At 73.6% G+C, this 17,246-nt stretch carries 15 protein-coding genes; 4 read left to right on the forward strand and 11 right to left on the reverse strand.

Annotated elements, in window-relative coordinates; all coding sequences use genetic code 11:
* The 3 genes from ACFVT2_RS04825 to ACFVT2_RS04835 form a co-directional block, all read right to left on the reverse strand.
* On the reverse strand, window positions 1–408 hold a 408-nt coding region (locus ACFVT2_RS04825; protein ID WP_390012266.1), incomplete at its 3' end, for a transposase.
* A 139-nt stretch (window positions 409–547) separates the two neighbouring features.
* On the reverse strand, window positions 548–862 hold the full coding sequence (locus ACFVT2_RS04830; protein ID WP_390012268.1) for a LysR substrate-binding domain-containing protein: 315 nt from the start codon (window positions 860–862) through the stop codon (window positions 548–550).
* 127 nt (window positions 863–989) lie between these two features.
* Window positions 990–3,404 (reverse strand): GH92 family glycosyl hydrolase, encoded by a 2,415-nt coding sequence (locus ACFVT2_RS04835; protein WP_390012270.1) that lies wholly within the window; start codon window positions 3,402–3,404, stop codon window positions 990–992.
* A gap of 114 nt (window positions 3,405–3,518) precedes the next feature.
* Between ACFVT2_RS04835 and ACFVT2_RS04840 the strand changes: the two genes are divergently transcribed.
* Window positions 3,519–4,439: a hypothetical protein gene (locus ACFVT2_RS04840; RefSeq protein WP_390012272.1), complete on the forward strand. Its 921-nt coding sequence runs from the start codon at window positions 3,519–3,521 to the stop codon at window positions 4,437–4,439.
* Window positions 4,440–4,469: 30 nt separating this feature from the next.
* On the opposite strand, the gene ACFVT2_RS04845 is transcribed toward ACFVT2_RS04840, so the two are convergent.
* Window positions 4,470–5,672, reverse strand: coding sequence for an MFS transporter (locus ACFVT2_RS04845; RefSeq protein ID WP_390012274.1), 1,203 nt, complete (start codon window positions 5,670–5,672; stop codon window positions 4,470–4,472).
* 73 nt (window positions 5,673–5,745) lie between these two features.
* On the opposite strand from ACFVT2_RS04845, the gene ACFVT2_RS04850 reads away from it, so the two are divergent.
* A complete protein-coding gene (locus tag ACFVT2_RS04850; RefSeq protein ID WP_390012276.1) occupies window positions 5,746–6,795 on the forward strand; it encodes an ArsR/SmtB family transcription factor in 1,050 nt (349 codons plus the stop codon).
* Here ACFVT2_RS04850 and ACFVT2_RS04855 read toward each other — a convergent pair.
* The 4 genes from ACFVT2_RS04855 to ACFVT2_RS04870 form a co-directional block, all read right to left on the reverse strand.
* A complete protein-coding gene (locus ACFVT2_RS04855) occupies window positions 6,722–8,161 on the reverse strand; it encodes an amino acid permease (RefSeq protein WP_390012278.1) in 1,440 nt (479 codons plus the stop codon). The two genes, ACFVT2_RS04850 and ACFVT2_RS04855, sit on opposite strands and share 74 nt — an antisense overlap.
* Before the next feature lie 121 nt (window positions 8,162–8,282).
* Window positions 8,283–8,498, reverse strand: coding sequence for a dodecin (locus ACFVT2_RS04860; RefSeq protein WP_390012280.1), 216 nt, complete (start codon window positions 8,496–8,498; stop codon window positions 8,283–8,285).
* A 127-nt stretch (window positions 8,499–8,625) separates the two neighbouring features.
* Entirely contained in the window at window positions 8,626–9,087 is a 462-nt protein-coding gene (locus ACFVT2_RS04865) for a universal stress protein (RefSeq protein ID WP_390012282.1), read from the reverse strand.
* Window positions 9,088–9,123: 36 nt separating this feature from the next.
* Window positions 9,124–9,864, reverse strand: a complete 741-nt coding sequence (locus ACFVT2_RS04870; protein WP_390012284.1) for a PAS domain-containing protein — start codon at window positions 9,862–9,864, stop codon at window positions 9,124–9,126.
* A gap of 146 nt (window positions 9,865–10,010) precedes the next feature.
* Here ACFVT2_RS04870 and ACFVT2_RS04875 point away from each other — a divergent pair, with 146 nt between their 5' ends.
* The gene (locus ACFVT2_RS04875) at window positions 10,011–13,220 is read left to right on the forward strand and encodes a cytochrome P450 (protein WP_390012286.1); all 3,210 of its coding nucleotides are present in this window, start codon (window positions 10,011–10,013) and stop codon (window positions 13,218–13,220) included.
* A 54-nt stretch (window positions 13,221–13,274) separates the two neighbouring features.
* On the opposite strand, the gene ACFVT2_RS04880 is transcribed toward ACFVT2_RS04875, so the two are convergent.
* Window positions 13,275–13,814 carry a DUF2165 domain-containing protein gene (locus tag ACFVT2_RS04880; protein ID WP_390012288.1) on the reverse strand — a complete coding sequence of 180 codons (540 nt, stop codon included), beginning with the start codon at window positions 13,812–13,814 and terminating at the stop codon, window positions 13,275–13,277.
* Window positions 13,815–13,941: 127 nt separating this feature from the next.
* Between ACFVT2_RS04880 and ACFVT2_RS04885 the strand changes: the two genes are divergently transcribed.
* Window positions 13,942–15,000 carry a phosphatidylinositol-specific phospholipase C domain-containing protein gene (locus tag ACFVT2_RS04885; RefSeq protein ID WP_390012290.1) on the forward strand — a complete coding sequence of 353 codons (1,059 nt, stop codon included), beginning with the start codon at window positions 13,942–13,944 and terminating at the stop codon, window positions 14,998–15,000.
* Window positions 15,001–15,025: 25 nt separating this feature from the next.
* On the opposite strand, the gene ACFVT2_RS04890 is transcribed toward ACFVT2_RS04885, so the two are convergent.
* A complete protein-coding gene (locus ACFVT2_RS04890) occupies window positions 15,026–16,072 on the reverse strand; it encodes a trypsin-like peptidase domain-containing protein (protein WP_390012292.1) in 1,047 nt (348 codons plus the stop codon).
* Window positions 16,073–16,205: 133 nt separating this feature from the next.
* Window positions 16,206–17,138, reverse strand: coding sequence for a phosphatidylinositol-specific phospholipase C (locus tag ACFVT2_RS04895; RefSeq protein WP_390012294.1), 933 nt, complete (start codon window positions 17,136–17,138; stop codon window positions 16,206–16,208).
* Between the last annotated feature and the right edge of the window lie 108 nt (window positions 17,139–17,246).

Below are 17,246 nucleotides of genomic sequence, written 5' to 3' on the forward strand. Positions count from 1 at the left end.
CGTTGTGTTCCTCGAACGTCCCCCCTTTTGGGAGGCCGCCTCCTCAAGCGCCGCCAGGGTCTCCTCGCTGACCCGCATGCCAGCCGCGTCGTGATAAGCCCGTGCCGTGGTGGAGTCCACGCTGACCAGGGACATGTCTACCTCGTCCCTGCGGGCGGCCTCGGCGATCGCCTCTTCCAGCAGCGCCTGGAAGACACCCCCGTCCCGCCAGCGCATGAAGCGGTTGTAGACCGTCTGCCAGGCGCCGAATCGCTCGGGCATCTCCCTCCACTGGCTGCCGGTACGGAACCGCCAGATCACCCCCGCAAACTGCTCCCGCAGCCGCTCTGGGTAGGGGCCGAACCTGCCAATCGGCAGGAACGGCCCGATGAACTCCCACTCTGCATCCGTGAGTTGCGCACGAGTCACACAGGAGTCCTACCCGATCAGCACTCCGTCCGGGACTCAAAACTCGATTCTGATCACAACCACAGACAGCCCCTAGGGCCTGTCGGACCCTGATCCACCGGACAGGCTCTGAATCGCGGACTGGGCCCGGGGCCCGGTCTCACACCCCCTTCGCCTCCCGTTCGTCCGCGACCGCGCGCAGCGCCGCCACCGCGCGGGCGATCGGGAGCTGCCCGGCACTGCCCCGCCGCACCACCGCCACGAAGCGCCGCACCGGCCCCGGCTCGCCGCGCAACGGCACCCGCACCGGCGGCGCGTGTTCCGGCACCGGCGCCAACCCCGGCCACAGACAGATCCCCCAGCCGCACGCGACCAGCGCGGCGACCGCGTACCAGTCGACCGCAAGGTGCCGCACCCGCGGAGCGAACCCGGCCGACGCGCAGCCGGCGAGCAGGAGTTGACGCTGGTCGGCCACGACGAGAACGCCCGGTGCGCGACGGTCTACGCCGCCCCGCCCGGGCCTGCCTCGCCTTTCTGCGGCTCACGTTGGTGACCCCTGGGCGCTGGTCTACTTCTCCGCACTGGTCTCCGCCGCCGTGCTCTCAGCGCTCGCCCTCGGCCTGCCGCTGCGAGGGTGCGGAGAGTGCCCCCGGCGTCCCCACCGGCGGCGGGGCCGCCCGGTCGCCGGTGCCCCAGCGGGACGGCTCCGGGCCCACGGAGAAGGCCAGTTCACGGCCGGTGCGCAGGTCGGCGGTGGTCAGGTAGGTGCGGTCTCGGGGGGTGCCGTCGAGCCGTACGGACTGCACGTAGCGGTGGGTGGTCGACGTGCCGGGAGCGGTGAGGGTGAAGTGGCCGGAGGGGTAGTACCGGCGGTCCAGGGTCAGGTCCACCCGGTCGAAGACCGGGGTGCTCAGGCCCCAGGTGTCGGTGCCCGGCTGGACCGGGAAGACGCCGATCGAGGAGAGCACCATCCACGCCGACATCGTCCCCAGGTCGTCGTTGCCGGTCATCCCGGTCGGGGTGTCGGTGAACAGGGTCAGCGCGGCGTGCACCACGTCCGTGGTCTTCCAGGGCTGACCGGTGGAGAGGTAGGTGTACGGGGCGATCAGATCGGGTTCGTTCTGCGGGTTGTACTTGTCGGCGTTGTAGTAGTCGTAGGGGCCGTTCACCCACACCTCGCGGGCGGTCTTCGCCGGGTCCTTGAGCAACTGCGGGTAGGCGAAGAAGGAGTCCAGCCGGGCCGTGGCCTTCTCCCTGCCGCCGATCAGCGCCACCATCCCCGGCAGGTCCTGCGGCACCAGCCATTGGTACTGCCAGGCCGTGCCCTCGTGGAAGCCCTCGCTCTTGGCCGGGTCGGCGGGGCCGGTGAACGCACCCTGGCCGTCCCGGGCCCGGAAGAAGCCGGTGGAACGGTCGAACAGGGTGCGGTAGTTGAGCGCCCGCGCGGCGTACCGGTCGGCGTCCGCGCGATGGCCGAGGTCGCGTGCCATCTGCGCCAGCATCGCGTCCGACAGGGCGTACTCCAGGGTCGCCGAGGCGCCGTGGTCGAAGTCGGAGTCACCGGGCTTGGTGTGCGGGCGGCCCTTGAGGTAGGGCGCGTACCCGTTCTTGAGGTAGGCGGCGTTGGCCTCCCGGCCGACCGCGGGGGAGGCGGCCGGCGGCACCCCGTCGGCGTTCTTCGCGAGCGCGGCGTACGCCTCCTCCTCGTGGCCCTTGAGCAGCCCCTGTCGGTAGGCGTTGGTGAGGAACGGGGTCACCGGATCGCCGGTCATGATGTTGGTCTCGACCGTGCCGTAGCCCCACTTGGGCAGCCAGCCGCTCTCCTTGTCGATGCGCAGCACCGACAGCGCCATATCGCGTGCCTCCTGCGGTGCGAGTAGCGACAGCAGCTGGGTCTGGGTGCGGTAGGTGTCCCACAGGGACCAGTTCTGGTAGTAGGTGAACCCCCGTGCCCGGTGCGGGCGTTGGTCCCAGCCGGTGTAGCGGCCGTCCACGTCGCTGCCGAGGTTCGGGGCGAGGAAGGACCGGTAGAGGGAGGAGTAGAAGGTCCGGCGCAGTGTGCGGTCGCGGCCCTCGACGCGCACCAGGCGCAGCCGTCGCTCCCACGCCGCGTCCGCCGCCGCCTCCGTCCGGTCGAAGGAACTCCCGCCCTCCGCACGGAGGTTGCGTGCCGCACCGGCCGCGTCCACGTAGCTCAGGGCGGTGGTCGCCTCGACGGTGCGGTCCGTGCGGGTGTCGAAGCGGACGTAGGCGCCGTGTCGGCCGGGCGCGGTGGAGTCCCGGGAGCCGGGCGTCACGGTGTCGCCGCGCCAGGTCCCGTACGCGGTGAAGGGCCGGTTGAAGCGGGTGACGGTGTAGACCGTGTACGGCCGGGTGTCCTGGCAGAAGCCGCGGCCGGTGATCGCGGTGCGGACGGTGCGGGAGTCGAGCACCTCGACGTGGGTGGAGACCGTCCGGTGCAGCGACTGGCCGGCGTTGAGCAGCACATTGGCCTTGTCGGTGGCCGGGAAGGTGTAGCGCTGCCGGCCGGTGCGGGCGGTCGCGGTCAGCTCGGCGGTGATCCCGCCGTAGGAGGTCAGCCGGACGCGGTAGGAGCCCGGACGGGCCGACTCGCCGTCGTGGGTGAACGCGGCGGCGTACTTCGCGTAGTCGGTCTCGGTGACGTCGCCGGTGGTCGGCAGCACCGGCAGGTCGCCGCCGAGTCCGCAGCCGACGCCGGAGATGTGCACCGAGCTGAAACCGCGGATGTGGCTGTCGTCGTAGCTGTAGCCGGTGGTGTGCCCGGTGTCGGGGGAGAGCTGCACCATTCCGAACGGCACCGCGGCCCCGGGGTAGGTGTTGCCGTCGTTCTGGCTGCCGATGAAGGGGTTGACGAGGTCGGTGAGGCGGCCGCCGGACGGCTCGGCCGGTGCGGTGAGGGCGGCGTGCGCGGCCGGGGCGGTGAGCACGCTCCCGAGGAGCACGGCCGCCACCGCCGCGCCCGCGGTGCGCGGCCGGTTGCGTCTGGTCCAGGGCATGGGCAGACCTCCAGGAGGGCCGACAACGTTGTCAGGGCGGGCTCATTCTTGGGCCCGGGCGGAGGCCCGTCAAGGGGCCGCGAGGCGCCAACACCCCTCGTCTACCCTCGTTCTGTGCAGACGTCAGACCCACGCCCGACCGGCCGGGACGCGGTACCGGACCATCCGGACCCGGCCGTTCCCACCGCCCTCCCCGCCGAGTTCGTCCGATACGCCGTCGCCCTGGACGCGCTCGAACTCGCCTGGGGGTACCTGCACGCCCGGCTGACCGCCGAGGACACCGTCGAGTTGGCGTTCCTCCGGCGCTGCGACCTCGGGGCGGACGGGATCGCGTTCGAGCGGATCCACAAGGCGGGCGCGGGCGTGGCGACGGGGGAGACCGCGGAACTCGACGCGGTCTGCCGGGAGGTCGCGGACGCCGGCGAGGACGGGATCGGAGACGGGAACGGGAACGGGAACGGGGGCGAGGGCGATCCGGGCCGGATCTGGGAGTACCTCGCCGGCTGCCGCCGGGCCGACCGTGGCGACCGGACCGTGCCGGAGGCCCAACTTGCCGCCGGGCGCGCCGAGTTCCTCCTCGACCGGGCGGTCCCCGGCCGGGGCATGAACTGGCAGGAGGACTCCGCACTGCTCGGCACCGACCGCCCCGAGGAGGTGGACGCCGCCTTCGCCCGCGGTGCCGAGCGCGTCGGCGTCGCGGTCATCGGCCTGGCGCTCACCCATCCGCACCCCGAGGCGATCCTGCCCCGCGTCGCGCGGGCGCTGGAGCAGGCCCTCGCGATGGGCGATGCCGGCCTGCGCCACCAGGGCATCATCGCGCTGGCCCACACCGCCCGGCTGCACGGCACGGTGGACGCCCGCTGCCTGGAACTGCTGCGCCGCTGCCCGCGCGACACCGAGGCGGATATGGACGTCTGGGCGTGCGTGCCGCGCCGCCGCCTGCCGTGGTGGCTGTGGTGGCACCGGATCGTCGCGCGGCGGTGGCGGGCCGTATGGCGGCGAGCCGTGCGGTGGCGGACGCGGCGGCGCGACTGAACTCGCCCGGCGAGCCGCCCCGACCGGGCGTCATGCGTCGCGTGCGGCGCCCACCCCGTCCGGCGTGCGGGACGCCGACTGCACGCGGAGCCCGGGCGCCAACACCACCGTCACCCCCATCGACGCCACCGCCAGCGCCGCCATCGCCCACCCCGGAGGGATCCACTCGGCCAGCGCGCCGGCCAGGGCGGCGCCCACCCCTTGCAGGGTGAGCATGCCGGCGGAGTGCAGCCCGAGGGCGTGGCCGCTCAGTCCGTCGGGGGTCAGCGCCATCAGCCGTTCCTGGAGCAGCAGGCCCGAGGCGTAGCCGACGGTGGCGAGCAGCACCGCCGCCATCGCCACCGCCGTCGGCGGCCGCACCGCGAAGACCAGGTACGGCGCGGCGAGCAGCAGGCACAACGGGACCACCAGGCGGTCCGCCCGGTGGCGGGGGACGAACCGGCCGACGAGGGTGTCCCCGGCCAGCATGCCGAGCGCACCGCAGGCGAAGAGCAGCCCCGCCTGTCCGGGCGCGTACGGGACGTAGAGCGATTCACCGCCGACGATCAGGCCGTTGGGCAGCCACAGCGCGAGGTAGACGTACCGCCGCGGCCGGTCGGCCCACAGCAGGGCATGGGTGCGCCAGGTCCCGGCGACCGAGGGGCGGCCGGCGGCGCGCGGCGCCCGCCGGCCGAGCCCGCAGCGGGCCGCGGCCGCACCGGCGGCGTACAACACGGCCGCGACCAGCAGCGCCCCGCGCGGCGACAGCGCCGCCACCAGTGCCCCGCCCACCGCGAAGCCGCAGATCTGCACCACCCCGGACGCCATGGCGAAGACGGAGCGGCCCAGCAGGTATCCCTCCCGCGCCAGCAGCTCGTTGAGCAGCCCGTAGCGCACCCCGCCGCCCAGGGAGGAGAGCACCCCCAGCACCATCAGGACGGCGAACGACGCGCCCACCGGCAGTCCGGGGACGGCCTGGACGGCGGTGCCCAGTCCGAGCACCAGCCCCAGACCGGTCAACGCGGCGCGCGGCGGCAGCCGGTCGGCCGCCGACAGCAGCGTGGCCGCGCCGATCACCTGGGCCAGGGACGGGCCGAACACGGCGAGGGACGACAGCAGCGGGGAGCCGGTCGTCCTGTACACCAGCGTGCCGAGGGCCAGGCCGCCGACGGTCTGGCCGGCCACCTGCGCGGCGGAGGCGAGGAAGAGCGGAGTGAACTCCGGGGTGCGGAAGAGCTCGCGGTAGCTGTGCATGGCGGGAGTGTCCGGGCGGCCCGGCGCCCCGGCGTACAGTTTCGCGGGCCGGCGAAACGAGGGAGCGGTGGGCGTGGGGTGGTGGGAGATCACCGCGGACACCCTCGCCGCGGGCCGGTTCGCCGTCTCACCGCTGGCCGAGACCACCGCCGCCCTGAAGACGCTGTACCGCGGCACCGCCGCGCTCGGGGGCGAACGCGCCTGGCTCGACGCCCACTTACCCGCCTACCGCGCCCGCCTGGCCGCCGACCCGCCGACCGCCCTCCTCGTCCGCTGCGCCCTGCGCCGCACCTGGAACGCGACCTTCCTGACCCCGACCCCGAGCGGCGCCCCCGACCAGGACTTCCCCGCCGAACTCGCCCGGGTCCGCGACACCCCGCCGGCCACCGCCCGCGCCGACCTCACCGAGGCCCTGGCCGGCGCACCGCTCCCCGCCGCCCTCCGGCACCGCGCCGACCTCCCCGAGCGCACCGCCGCGCTCCTCGACTGGGTCTGGCGGCACACCGTGCTGCCGGACTGGCCGCGCCGCCGCCGCATCCTGGAGGCCGACGTCCTGGCGCGTACGGCCCGGCTCGGCAGCGGCGGTTGGGTCGCCGCGCTGGACGGGATGCGCCCCGGCCTGCGCTGGCTCGGCGCGAACCGCCTCCAGATCACCGTCCACGACCATCCTCCGCGCGAACTGGCCGACGCCGGGCTGCTGTTCGTCCCCGTCACTCCGCAGCAGTCCTGGCTCTCCTGGGACACCGACGGGCGGCGACCGCCCCGCTCCGCGGTGGTCTACCCCTGCTCCGGCACGCTGGCCGAGCCGGACCGGCCGCCGGTCCCCGGGGCGCTGGCCGCCCTGTTGGGGAGCGGCCGGGCGGCCGTCCTGGTGCTGCTCGGCACGCCGAAGAGCACCACGCAGCTGGTCGCCCTGACCGGCCAGGGCCTGGGCTCGGTCGGCCGGCACCTCCAAGTGCTGCGCGACGCCCGCCTGATCGCCCGTCGCCGGGCCGGGCGCAGCGTGCTCTACCGCTGGACGGAGGCCGGCGAGGCGGTCGTCCGGGCCGTCACCGCTGTTCCGGAGCCGTCTCGTCCGCCGTCGCCAACGCCGACTTCCGGTAGGAGTACGAGAAGTAGATGACCAGGCCGATCAGGAACCACACCGCGAACCGCACCCAGGTCTGCCACGCCAGGAAGGTGATCAGCCACAGCGAGAAGCACACCCCGATCGCCGGGACCACGGGCATGCCCGGCGTGCGGAAGGTGCGCGGCAGTTCGGGTCGCTTGTAGCGGAGCACGATCACCGAGATGCACACCACCACGAACGCCAACAGGATGCCGATGTTGGTCAGTTCGGCGGCCTCCCCGATCGGCAGGACGCCGGCGATCACCGCGGACGCCACGCCGACGATCCAGGTGACCCGGACCGGTACGTGGTGGGTGGCGCTGGTCTTGGCGAACCACTTGGGCAGCAGCCCGTCCCGGCTCATCGAGAACCACACCCGGGTCACCCCCAGCATGAAGGTGAACATGACGGTCAGGATGCCGATGATCGCGCCGACCGCGATCACGTCCGCCAGCGCGCCCAGCCCGACCGACTTGAACGCGGTGGAGAAGCCGCTCTCCGGGTCGATGTGCCGGTAGTTCTGCATGCCCGTCAGCACCAGGCAGGCGAGCACGTACAGCACCATCGAGACGGCCAGCGAGTACATGATCGCCTTGGGCATGTGGCGTTGGGCGTCCTTGGACTCCTCGGCCGCCGTGCTCATCGCGTCGTAGCCGAAGACCGCGAAGAAGACGGTGGCCGCGCCGGTGAACGCGCCGCTCACCCCGAACGGGAAGAACGGCCGGTAGTTGGCGGTGTCGAGGTGGAAGAAGCCGACCCCGATGACGACGAGCACCACCAGCACCTTCAGCCCGACCACGATCGTCTCGAACCGGGCGGCGTTCTTGATGCCCAGGGTGAGCAGATACGCGATCAGCAGGCAGAGCACCGCCGCGAAGAGGTCCACCCGGTGCCCGGGGCCGGTGCCGGGCGCGCCCAGCATCCACGCCGGCAGCTTCAGGCCCAGCGCGCCGAGCAGGAACGAGAAGTAGCCGGAGATGCCGATCGCGACCACCGCCACGATCGCGGTGTACTCCAGCAGCAGGTCCCAGCCGATGAACCAGCCGGCGAGTTCGCCCAGTACCGCGTAGCCGTAGGTGTAGGCCGAGCCCGCCTTCGGGATCAGTCCGGCGAACTCGGCGTAGGAGAAGGCCGCCGCGGCGCTGGCCACGCCGGCGATGAGGAAGGAGATCAGGACCGCGGGGCCGGCCTTCTCGTGGGCGACGGTGCCGGCCAGCGTGAAGATGCCGGCGCCGATGATGCCGCCGATGCCGATGGCGGTCAGTTGCCACAGCCCCAGCTCGCGGGTGAGCTGCTGGGCCGCGGTGCCCTCCGGCTCCTCGATGTGCTCGATCGGTTTACGGCGCCAAACGCCCTGACCCGCGCGCAGCAGGCGTGCCATGGGTGATCCTCCGTACGCTCGGTACGTGTCCGTCGTGGTCCGACGGCGGATCATCATGGACTGCCGGCGGCGCCGTGACGAAGGCGACGCGGCGGCGGGGAGCCATTCGGCCCCCGGGGCTTCAGCCCGCGTCCTCCAGCCGGAAACCGACCTTCAGACCGACCTGGTAGTGGTCGACCCGGCCCTCGATGATGTGGCCGCGGACCTGCGTGATCTCGAACCAGTCGAGATTCCGCAGGGTGCCGGAGGCGCGCTTGATGCCGTTCTGGATCGCGGCGTCCACGCTCTGCTGGGACGTCCCCACGATCTCGGTCACGCGATACGTGCGGTCGGTCACGGTGTCTCCCGGTCGCTCACGGTGTCTGACTCGTCGGGGCGGCGCTCCGCCCGTCCACCCTCCACCGTGCCTCAGCCCGGCCCGGCCCACCAGCGGAGCGCCGGGGACGCGACCGGCGGCCCGGGTGCTACGGCACGACCGTGACCGGCCACCGGCCGGCCTTCACCAGACGCACCGCGACCGAGCCCATGATGCGGTGCCCGGCGGACTCCGAGGCGCCGACCACCACCGCGTCCGCCTTGAGCTCGTCGGCCATCTGCACCATGCCGTTGTACGGGTCCCCGCGCAGGGTGTGGAACTCCCACCGCAGGTGGAATATCCCGTCGAGCCGTTCGGTGGCCTTGCGGATCTCGGCCATCAGCTCCTCGGCCACCTCGTTGGTGGTGTCCATGACCGGTGCGCCCATCGCGGCCCCGGTCGCCAGCACCGGCTGGACGTAGACCATCACCAGCTTCGACCCCTGACGCCTGGCCAGCCCGGCCGCGTACGCCGCGGCCCGCCAGGACGAGTCGGAGCCGTCGACACCGACGACGATGACCTTGGGACCGTCCGTTCCGCGCTCGAACGGCGCGGGTGTGTTCTCCTCCACACCAGGGAGGTTATCCGCACACACGTGCAGTCCGACTCAGGGGCCGGGCGTTCGCGTGCCGTCGTCGTCCGGGGCCGCGGGCGCCGGCGGCCAGCGGTCCGGGGCGAGCACCCCCAGCACGTACGCCTTGGCCACCAGCGCGGTGCGGCCCTGGACGCGCCAGCGGCGGGCCAGCCGGGTGAGGTGGTAGTTCACCCCGTCGACGGTCAGCCCCAGCGCGCCGCCGATCGCGGCGGTGGTCGCGCCACCGGCCGCCAGCGCCAGGATCCGGGCCTCGACGGGGCTGGTGGGGGGCGGCGCGGGCGGTGGGGCGGCGGTGGCCCCGGTGTCCTCCCGCAGGAGGGCCAGCAGCGCCGGCGGTTCCCCGGACGGGTTGCCGACCGGATCGATCGTCAGCTCCCCCTGCCGCTCCGGCTCGCCGGGCCCGGTCCGCCACCGCACCTCGACCGGATAGCGGGACCGGCGGCCCAGCCGCAGCGCCTCCATGATCCGGGCGATCTGCGCCGGGTCCCGGGGCCGGAACCAGTCGAGCAGGTTGCGGCCGCGCAACTGTCCGGGGACCGCGCCCCACTGCGCCGCCATCGCCGGATTGGCGATAAGCACCTGGCCGTCCGCCCGGCACACCGCGATCGGCGTGGGGATGCGGTACAGCAGCATCACGAAGTAGTCGCGGTAGTCGCCGGCCGGGGGCGGGGCGGCCGGGACCGGCGGCCAGCTGCGTGGGCAGTCCGCGCCCGTCTCGTCCTCCGGCGCACCACCGTCCGTCACGCTGTCCATCGCCCGGTTTCCGCCCTTTCTCCCGTGCTGTCGGCGGCCCTTGCCTCATCGGCGCCGTACGCGCAAGAGTGCGCGACGACGAACCACTGCACAATCATGCAGTTCCCCGGGCCGGGGGCGGCCACCGGGCCGGTCACGCTGGAGACATGACCGACACCATCGCGCCCCAGACGGGCGACCGCGCCACCGCCGTGAGCGTCCCGGTCGCCGACCTCACGGCGACCGGGATCAGCACCACGCCGCTCCAGCAGGCCATGGACCTCGCCCGGATCCACGGCCCGGCCTACCTGCGCAAGTTCGGCGCCCGCGAGACGCTCTTCCTCTCCTCCCTCGACCTGGTCACCGAGGTCGCCGACGAGTCCCGCTTCGCCAAGGGCGTCTCGGTGGTCCTGGAGAGCGTGCGGGAGTTCGCCGGTGACGGTCTGTTCACCGCCTACAACGACGAGCCCAACTGGGCCAAGGCCCACGAGGTCCTGATGCCGGCCTTCGCGCTGGGCTCGATGCGCACGTACCACCCGGCGATGCTGAAGGTCGCCCGCCGGGTCACCGCGGCCTGGGACCGGCGGATGGCCGAGGGCCGCCCCATAGAGGTCGCCGACGACATGACCCGGATGACCCTGGACACCATCGGACTGGCCGGCTTCGGCTTCGACTTCGAGTCGTTCGCCCGGGACACCCCGCACCCCTTCGTCGAGGCGATGGTGCGCTGCCTGGAATGGAGCATGGCCAAGTTCGCCCGGCAGCCCGATGCCGACCACACCGCGGCCGACGCGGCGTTTCGCGCGGACGCCGACTACCTCGCGTCCGTCGTCGACGAGGTGATCGCCGCCCGCACGGCCAGCGGTGAGCAGCGCGACGACGACCTGCTGGGCCTGATGCTCGCCGCCACGGAGGGCAACGCGGCGCACCAGGGACCGGTCCTCGACCTCGCCAACATCCGCAACCAGGTCATCACCTTCCTGATCGCCGGTCACGAAACCACCTCCGGCGCGCTCTCCTTCGCCCTGTACCACCTGCTCAAGGACCCGGTCGCGCTGCGGATGGCGCAGCGCGAGGCCGACGAGCTGTGGGGCGACGACCCCGACCCGGACCCCGCCTTCGAGGACATCGGCAAGCTGGCGTTCACCCGCCAGGTGCTCAACGAGGCGCTGCGGCTGTGGCCGACCGCCGCCGCCTTCAGCCGCCAGGCCCGCACCGACACCGTGATCGGCGGCCGCTATCCGGTCGCCGCCGGCCAACTGGTCACCGTCCTCACCCCGATGCTGCACCGCGACCCGGTCTGGGGCGACAACCCCGAGGCGTTCGACCCGTTCCGCTTCAGCCCGGCGGCCGAGGCGGCCCGCTCCCCGCACGCCTACAAGCCGTTCGGCACCGGTGAACGCGCCTGCATCGGGCGGCAGTTCGCGCTGCACGAGGCCACCATGCTGCTGGCCCTGCTGGTGCACCGCTACCGGCTGATCGACCACACCGGCTACCACCTCCGCATCAAGGAGACCCTCACCCTCAAGCCCGACGGTTTCACGCTCGCCCTCGCCCCCCGCACGCCCGCCGACCGGGCCGCGGCCCGCGCCGCGCTGGCCGTGCTGCCCGGCGGGCCCGCCGGGACGCCGGACGGCGAGGCCACCGGCGCCGCGCCCGACGACGGCCTGCCCACCCGCGTCCCGCAGGACACCGGCCTGCTCCTGCTGCACGGCACCAACTACGGCACCTGCCGGGAGTTCGCCGAGCGGCTCGCCGACGAGGCCACCGCCCTGGGCTTCGCCACCGAGGTCGCGCCGCTGAACGCCTGCGCCGGCGGCCTCCCCACCGACCGCCCCGTCGTCATCGTCGCCGCCTCCTACAACGGCCAACCGACCGACGACGCCACCGCGTTCACCGCCTGGCTCGGCACCGCACCCGAGGGCTCCGCGGCCGGGGTCCGCTACGCCGTGCTGGGCGTCGGCGACCGCAACTGGGCCGCCACCTACCAGCAGGTCCCCACCCTCGTCGACGACCGGCTGACCGCCCTCGGCGGAGACCGGCTGCTGCCCCGCGCCGAGGCCGACGCCTCCGGTGAACTCACCACCATCGTGCGGAAGTTCGGCGTCGCACTGCGCACCGAACTGCTGACCCGCTACGGCGACCCGGCGAGCATCGGCGGCCCCGGCGCAGACGGCGCGGACGACGCCGCCGACGACTCCGGCTACACCGTCACCGCGCTCACCGGTGGCCCGCTCGACGCGCTCGCCGCCCGGCACGGCCTCGTCCCCATGACCGTCACCGAGGCGTACGACCTGACCGCCGAGGGCTGGTCGCGCCCCAAGCGCTTCCTGCGCCTGGCACTCCCCGACGGCGTCTCCTACCGCACCGCCGACCACCTCGCCGTCCTGCCGGTCAACACCCCCGAGGCGGTGGCCCGCACCGCGCAGGCGCTCGGCGCCGACCTGGACACCGTGCTGGCGCTGCGCCCGCCGACGGGCCGCCCGGCCCGCGACACCCTGCCCCTCGACCGACCTCTGACGATACGTCAACTCCTGACCCATCACCTGGAGTTGGGTATCCGTCCGACCCGCGAGCAGTGCGCCCTGCTCGCCGCGCACAACCCCTGCCCGCCCGAGCGGCACGCCCTGGAGAACCTCCCCGAGGACGATCCGCGCACCCTCGTCGAGCTGATCGAGGCCCACCCCGCGCTGCGCGGCGCGCTGCCCTGGCCGGTGGTCCTGGAGCTGCTGCCCCCGCTCCGCACCCGCCACTACTCGCTGTCCTCGTCGCCGGCCGCCGACCCTCGGCACGCCGACCTGATGGTCTCGCTGCTGCCCGGCGGCACCGGCTCGACGCATCTGCACACCCTGCGGCCCGGCGACACCCTGCTGGCCCGGGTCCAGCCGTGCCGGGAGGCGTTCCGCCTCGACCCGGCCGACGACACCCCGGTCATCCTGGTCGCCGCCGGCACCGGGCTCGCCCCGTTCCGCGGCGCCGTCGCCGACCGTGTCGCGGCCGGCCGGACCACCCCGGCCCGGCTCTACTTCGGCTGCGACGACCCCGACGGCGACTTCCTGCACGCCGCGGAGTTCGCCGCCGCCGAGCGGGCCGGCGCCCTCGCCGTCCACCCCGTCTTCAGCGCCCGCCCCGAAAACGGCCACCGCTTCGTCCAGCACCGGATCGCGGCCGAGGCCACCGAGGTGTGGGAGCTGCTGCGGGCCGGCGCCCGGGTCTACGTCTGCGGCGACGGCAGCCGGATGGCGCCCGGCGTCCGGGACGCGTTCCGCGCGGTGCACCGGACCTGCACCGGCGCGTCGGAGCAGGAGTCGGAGGCGTGGCTGCGCGAACTGACCGCGTCCGGCCGCTACATCGAGGACGTCTACGCGGCGGGCTGACGCCCCGCCGAACGCCGGCGGCGGGTGGGGGTTTCGCGCACCCGCCGCCGCCCCTCACGCGTCCGCGCGCTCCGACCGACCGGTCGTCCCCGACCACTGCACCACCAGCAGCACCAGGCCCGTCACGAGGAAGTTCCGCACCGCGGCCTCCACCCCGTTCCACTGCTTCGACTGCCACATGGCGAACCACTCGCCGCCGATCGCCCAGAACCCGGCGCCGAACAGCAGCATCATCATCAGCAGTCCGACGGTGGCCAGCCGCCGCGCCCGCCCGGCACCGCCGGACCGCCCCCGCACGACCCACAGCGCGGTGGCCGCGAGCAGCACCAGCGCCGCCACCGACTCCCAGGCGATCACCGCCACGTACGCGGCGTCCTGTACGCCCCGCGAGGTGATGGCCCGCCACATCAGGTCCGGGTCCTGGAAGGTGGTGTCCATCGCCAGCACATGGCGGACGTACGCCTGATTGGTGCCGAAGTCGGTGATGTTGCCGAAGGCGACCAGCGCTATGTAGAGCGCGACCGTCCCCGTCAGCACCGCCGCCGCCCACGACAGTCCGCCCGAGCCGGCCTCGCCGGTCCCCCGATTCCGCATCCGTACACCCTTTCGCTTGATCGTTTGCGTCGCTGACCGTATCGCGCCCGCTCCCGTTCCGCCCGTCGACCGCCAACTCCCGTAGCCTGCTCACCGACCAGGCAGGACACGAGGGGAAGCGGGGCCCATGAACAGGAAACGGTGTGCGGGAACGGTCGCCGTCGCGGCGGCGGCGGTGATCGCGGCGACCGGCCCGGCCGGGGCGGAGCCGACCACCACGACGACCTCCACCACCTACGACACCAGCACCGCGGTCGGTGTCCACAACGCCTACGAGAAGGCCAAGTACCCCTACTTCGCCGACGCGTTGGACTCCGGAGCCGCGCTCGTCGAGGTGGACGTCTGGACCAACGGCCTGGGCGGCTCGTGGCGGGTCTCGCACAGCAACCCGCTCGGCAACAACAACAACTGCGTCGGCGCGACCACCGCCGCCGAACTGCGCACCAAGGACCGCAACCAGGACTTCGCCGGCTGCCTCGCCGACCTACGGGCCTGGCACGACGCCCACCCCGGCCACCGCCCGATCCTCGTCAAGGTCGAGATGAAGGACGGCTTCAACGCCAAGGGCGGCCGCGGACCCGCCGCCTTCGACGCCCTGATACGGCAGAAGCTCGGCGACGCGGTCTACGGCCCCGGCGATCTGGCGGCCGGCCACGCCACCCTCGACGAGGCGGTACGGACCGGCGGCTGGCCGTCGCGCACCGACCTGGCCGGCAGGTTCCTCTTCGAGCTGATACCGGGCACCGTCGAGGAGAAGAACCCGTTCGACAAGCTGTGGACCGACGTCGAATACGCCGGCCACCTCAAGGACCTCGCCGCACAGGGCCAATTGGGCCGGGCCACCGCCTTCCCCGCCGTCCACGGTGCCGCCGCCGGCGACCCCCGGGACCGCTACGCCGACCCGGCCCTGCGCCCCTGGTTCGTGGTGTTCGACGGCGACGCCGCCACGTACCTCAACGGCACCATCGACACCTCCTGGTACGACGCCCGCCACTACCTGCTCGTCATGACCGACGCCCACAAGGTCCCGCCGGCCCTGGACGCCACCCACCCCACCGAGGCCGAAGCCCTGGCCCGGGTCGGGAAACTCGCCGCCGCGCACGCCAGTTTCGCCACCGCCGACTGGTACCCGCTGCCGTCGGTCCTCGCCACGGTCGTCCCGCGCGGCAGCGCCCGAACGACCTGATCGACCGGCCCGGCCGGACCGCGCCCTAGCCGCGGGTGGCCCGCCGGTACAGCGCCGCCACGTCCGCCCCGAAGCGACTGCTGTACGACGTGCTGTCGTCACCGCCCTCGTCCTGACCGCCGATCACCCCGATCAGCGAGCCGGTGCCGGTCGCCGGGTCGACGTCGGTGAGCATCGGGCCGCCGCTGGTCCCGGCCGGGAAGCCGGCGCAGGGGAAGCGGAGCTGGCCCGGGCCCTCGGTGTCGGCGGTGTGCCGGCAGCTGACCGGGGTGTCGCGGTCGGACGGGTAGCCGGTCAGCTGCGCCGGCCGGCCGGGCGGCGCGTCGAACCGCATCAGTTCGGCGCCGGTGACGTCCTCGATCCGCTGGTCCGTGCCCCCGTGCCGGCGCACCCGGAGGAACGCCACGTCGTGGTCCGGGTCCCGGTCGCTGATCCACCGCGGGTCCAGGTAGATCCTGGTGGGCACCCACAGGCCGTACGGCGCGATCCCGTCGTGCAGGCCGGGCGCGAAGACCAGCCGGGTGCGGAAGCCGCCGTCGTGGACGCAGTGCGCCGCGGTGGCGACGAGGTTTCCGGCGGGGGAGTGCACCACGCTCGCGCTGCAGTAGTGACCGGTGTCGCCGTCGTTGCCGGGGGAGAAGAGCGCGCCGACCGGCGGTGACGGGGCCGCCGCGCTGGCCACCAGGGGGCGGGAGGCGGGCAGCGGGGCCGGGGCGTCACCGGCCCGGCGCGCGGCGACGGCCGGCGGGCCCGGCAGCTCCCGGTACGGACCGGCCAGCACCGCGGCCGCCGCCCGGTCGCCGGCGGACCGCGAGGCGAGGTACGTCCCGGTGACCGGGTCCCCGGGCGCCACGTACGGATCCGGCCGCGCGGCCTTCAGCGCCAGCGCCGTACCGCCCACGATGACGGTCAGCACCCCGAGCGCCAGGGTCACCCGCAGCGGCACCCCGGCGCGGGCCCGGCCGGTGCGGAGCGGTCGGCCCGCTCCCGGCCACTCGGGCGCGCCGGCCGCGTCGGGCGTCCGTCGCGCGTCCTGTGCCGCCGCCCCGGGCCCGCGTTCGCTCGTCTCCACCAGGTGCCGCCTTGCCGCTTCAGCCGGCGCTGCCGCACCGCGCACCGTCGTACGGGGCGGGGGCAGCTCCGGAACCAGACATTTCAACCAGTCTGATGCACGGCGGCCCGTGGTGGTTCGGTTCGACGGCCGATCACCTGTGCACCTGGGCCGGCAGAGTGACGCCGAGCCCGGCCAGATTGTGCCGGATCAGGGTCTGGGCCATCCCGAACTCGTTGGGGAAGTCCATCGGGACGATGCCCAGCCCCCGCCAGGTGCTGCCCTCCGCACCCTCCAGCAGGCTCTTGACCCGCGGGTTGAGGCGGTCGGCGTTGGACCGCGGCGGGAGCAGCGCGGCGGTCGAGACGTAGTTGACGAAGAGCTTGCCGGGCTGGCCGACGGCCTTGCGGAACTGGGCCTCGACCTTGGGGTACTTCCCGATCGGCTCGGTCATGTACTCGTCCTGGATGTCGAACAGCGCCGGATCGGCATACCGCACCCCGCCCAGCCCGTCCGAGTCCGCCAGCAGCACGACCCGCCCCCGGGCCTCGCCCAGCACCGGCAGCCCCGGGTCCAGCCGGAACAGCGAACGGTAGCCCTTGCCGTCCAGATAGAGACCGAAGATCCGGCGGAACTCCTCCGCCGAGACCTCCGAGTACTCCTGCTTGACCCTCATCAGCACGGTCTCGGTGGGATGCGCCCGGAGGAAGTCCCGGCAGGCGTTGAGCACGTCGCCGAACATCAGCTCCTGGTAGAACGCGCCGTGGTGGATCGCGAAGACGTCGTCGATGGCCCGGCAGCGGACGTCCAGGAACCGGATGCCGGACGCGAGTTGCTCGGCGACCGAGGTGTTCTGGCACGCCACCCAGGGCCCGCCGATCCGCGCGCCGGAGTCATGGGTGCCCGGGACGCTCAGCCGCTGCACGGGCGTGGCGTCGCCGAGCGCGGACATCCAGTCCTGCACCGAGACCGCGGTCGGGGCCGCGGCCGCCGCCGACCCCCCACCGCCGATACCCGCCAACAGTCCGGCGGCGGACAGCCCCGCCGCGCCCCTGAGGAAACCCCGCCGATCCAGCGCCGTGCCCATGCCCTGCCCCTCCGTCGAGCCCGTATGGCTCCGTACGCGGCGGGCGCACCCGACAGCGCGTACGGATGTGCGATCGGAGCATCGAACCACATCGACGGGGGGCCGGGC

The organism is Streptomyces sp. NPDC058000 (assembly GCF_042886435.1).
GTDB lineage: Bacteria > Actinomycetota > Actinomycetes > Streptomycetales > Streptomycetaceae > Streptomyces.

Bases quoted from the DNA above. Each gene is read 5' to 3' on its own strand.
- ACFVT2_RS04880 (WP_390012288.1), bottom strand. From the start codon at position 13,814: ATGCGGAATCGGGGGACCGGCGAGGCCGGCTCGGGCGGACTGTCGTGG.
- ACFVT2_RS04855 (WP_390012278.1), bottom strand. From the start codon at position 8,161: ATGGCACGCCTGCTGCGCGCGGGTCAGGGCGTTTGGCGCCGTAAACCG.
- ACFVT2_RS04895 (WP_390012294.1), bottom strand. From the start codon at position 17,138: ATGGGCACGGCGCTGGATCGGCGGGGTTTCCTCAGGGGCGCGGCGGGG.
- ACFVT2_RS04875 (WP_390012286.1), top strand. From the start codon at position 10,011: ATGACCGACACCATCGCGCCCCAGACGGGCGACCGCGCCACCGCCGTG.
- ACFVT2_RS04845 (WP_390012274.1), bottom strand. From the start codon at position 5,672: ATGCACAGCTACCGCGAGCTCTTCCGCACCCCGGAGTTCACTCCGCTC.
- ACFVT2_RS04885 (WP_390012290.1), top strand. From the start codon at position 13,942: ATGAACAGGAAACGGTGTGCGGGAACGGTCGCCGTCGCGGCGGCGGCG.
- ACFVT2_RS04870 (WP_390012284.1), bottom strand. From the start codon at position 9,864: ATGGACAGCGTGACGGACGGTGGTGCGCCGGAGGACGAGACGGGCGCG.
- ACFVT2_RS04835 (WP_390012270.1), bottom strand. From the start codon at position 3,404: ATGCCCTGGACCAGACGCAACCGGCCGCGCACCGCGGGCGCGGCGGTG.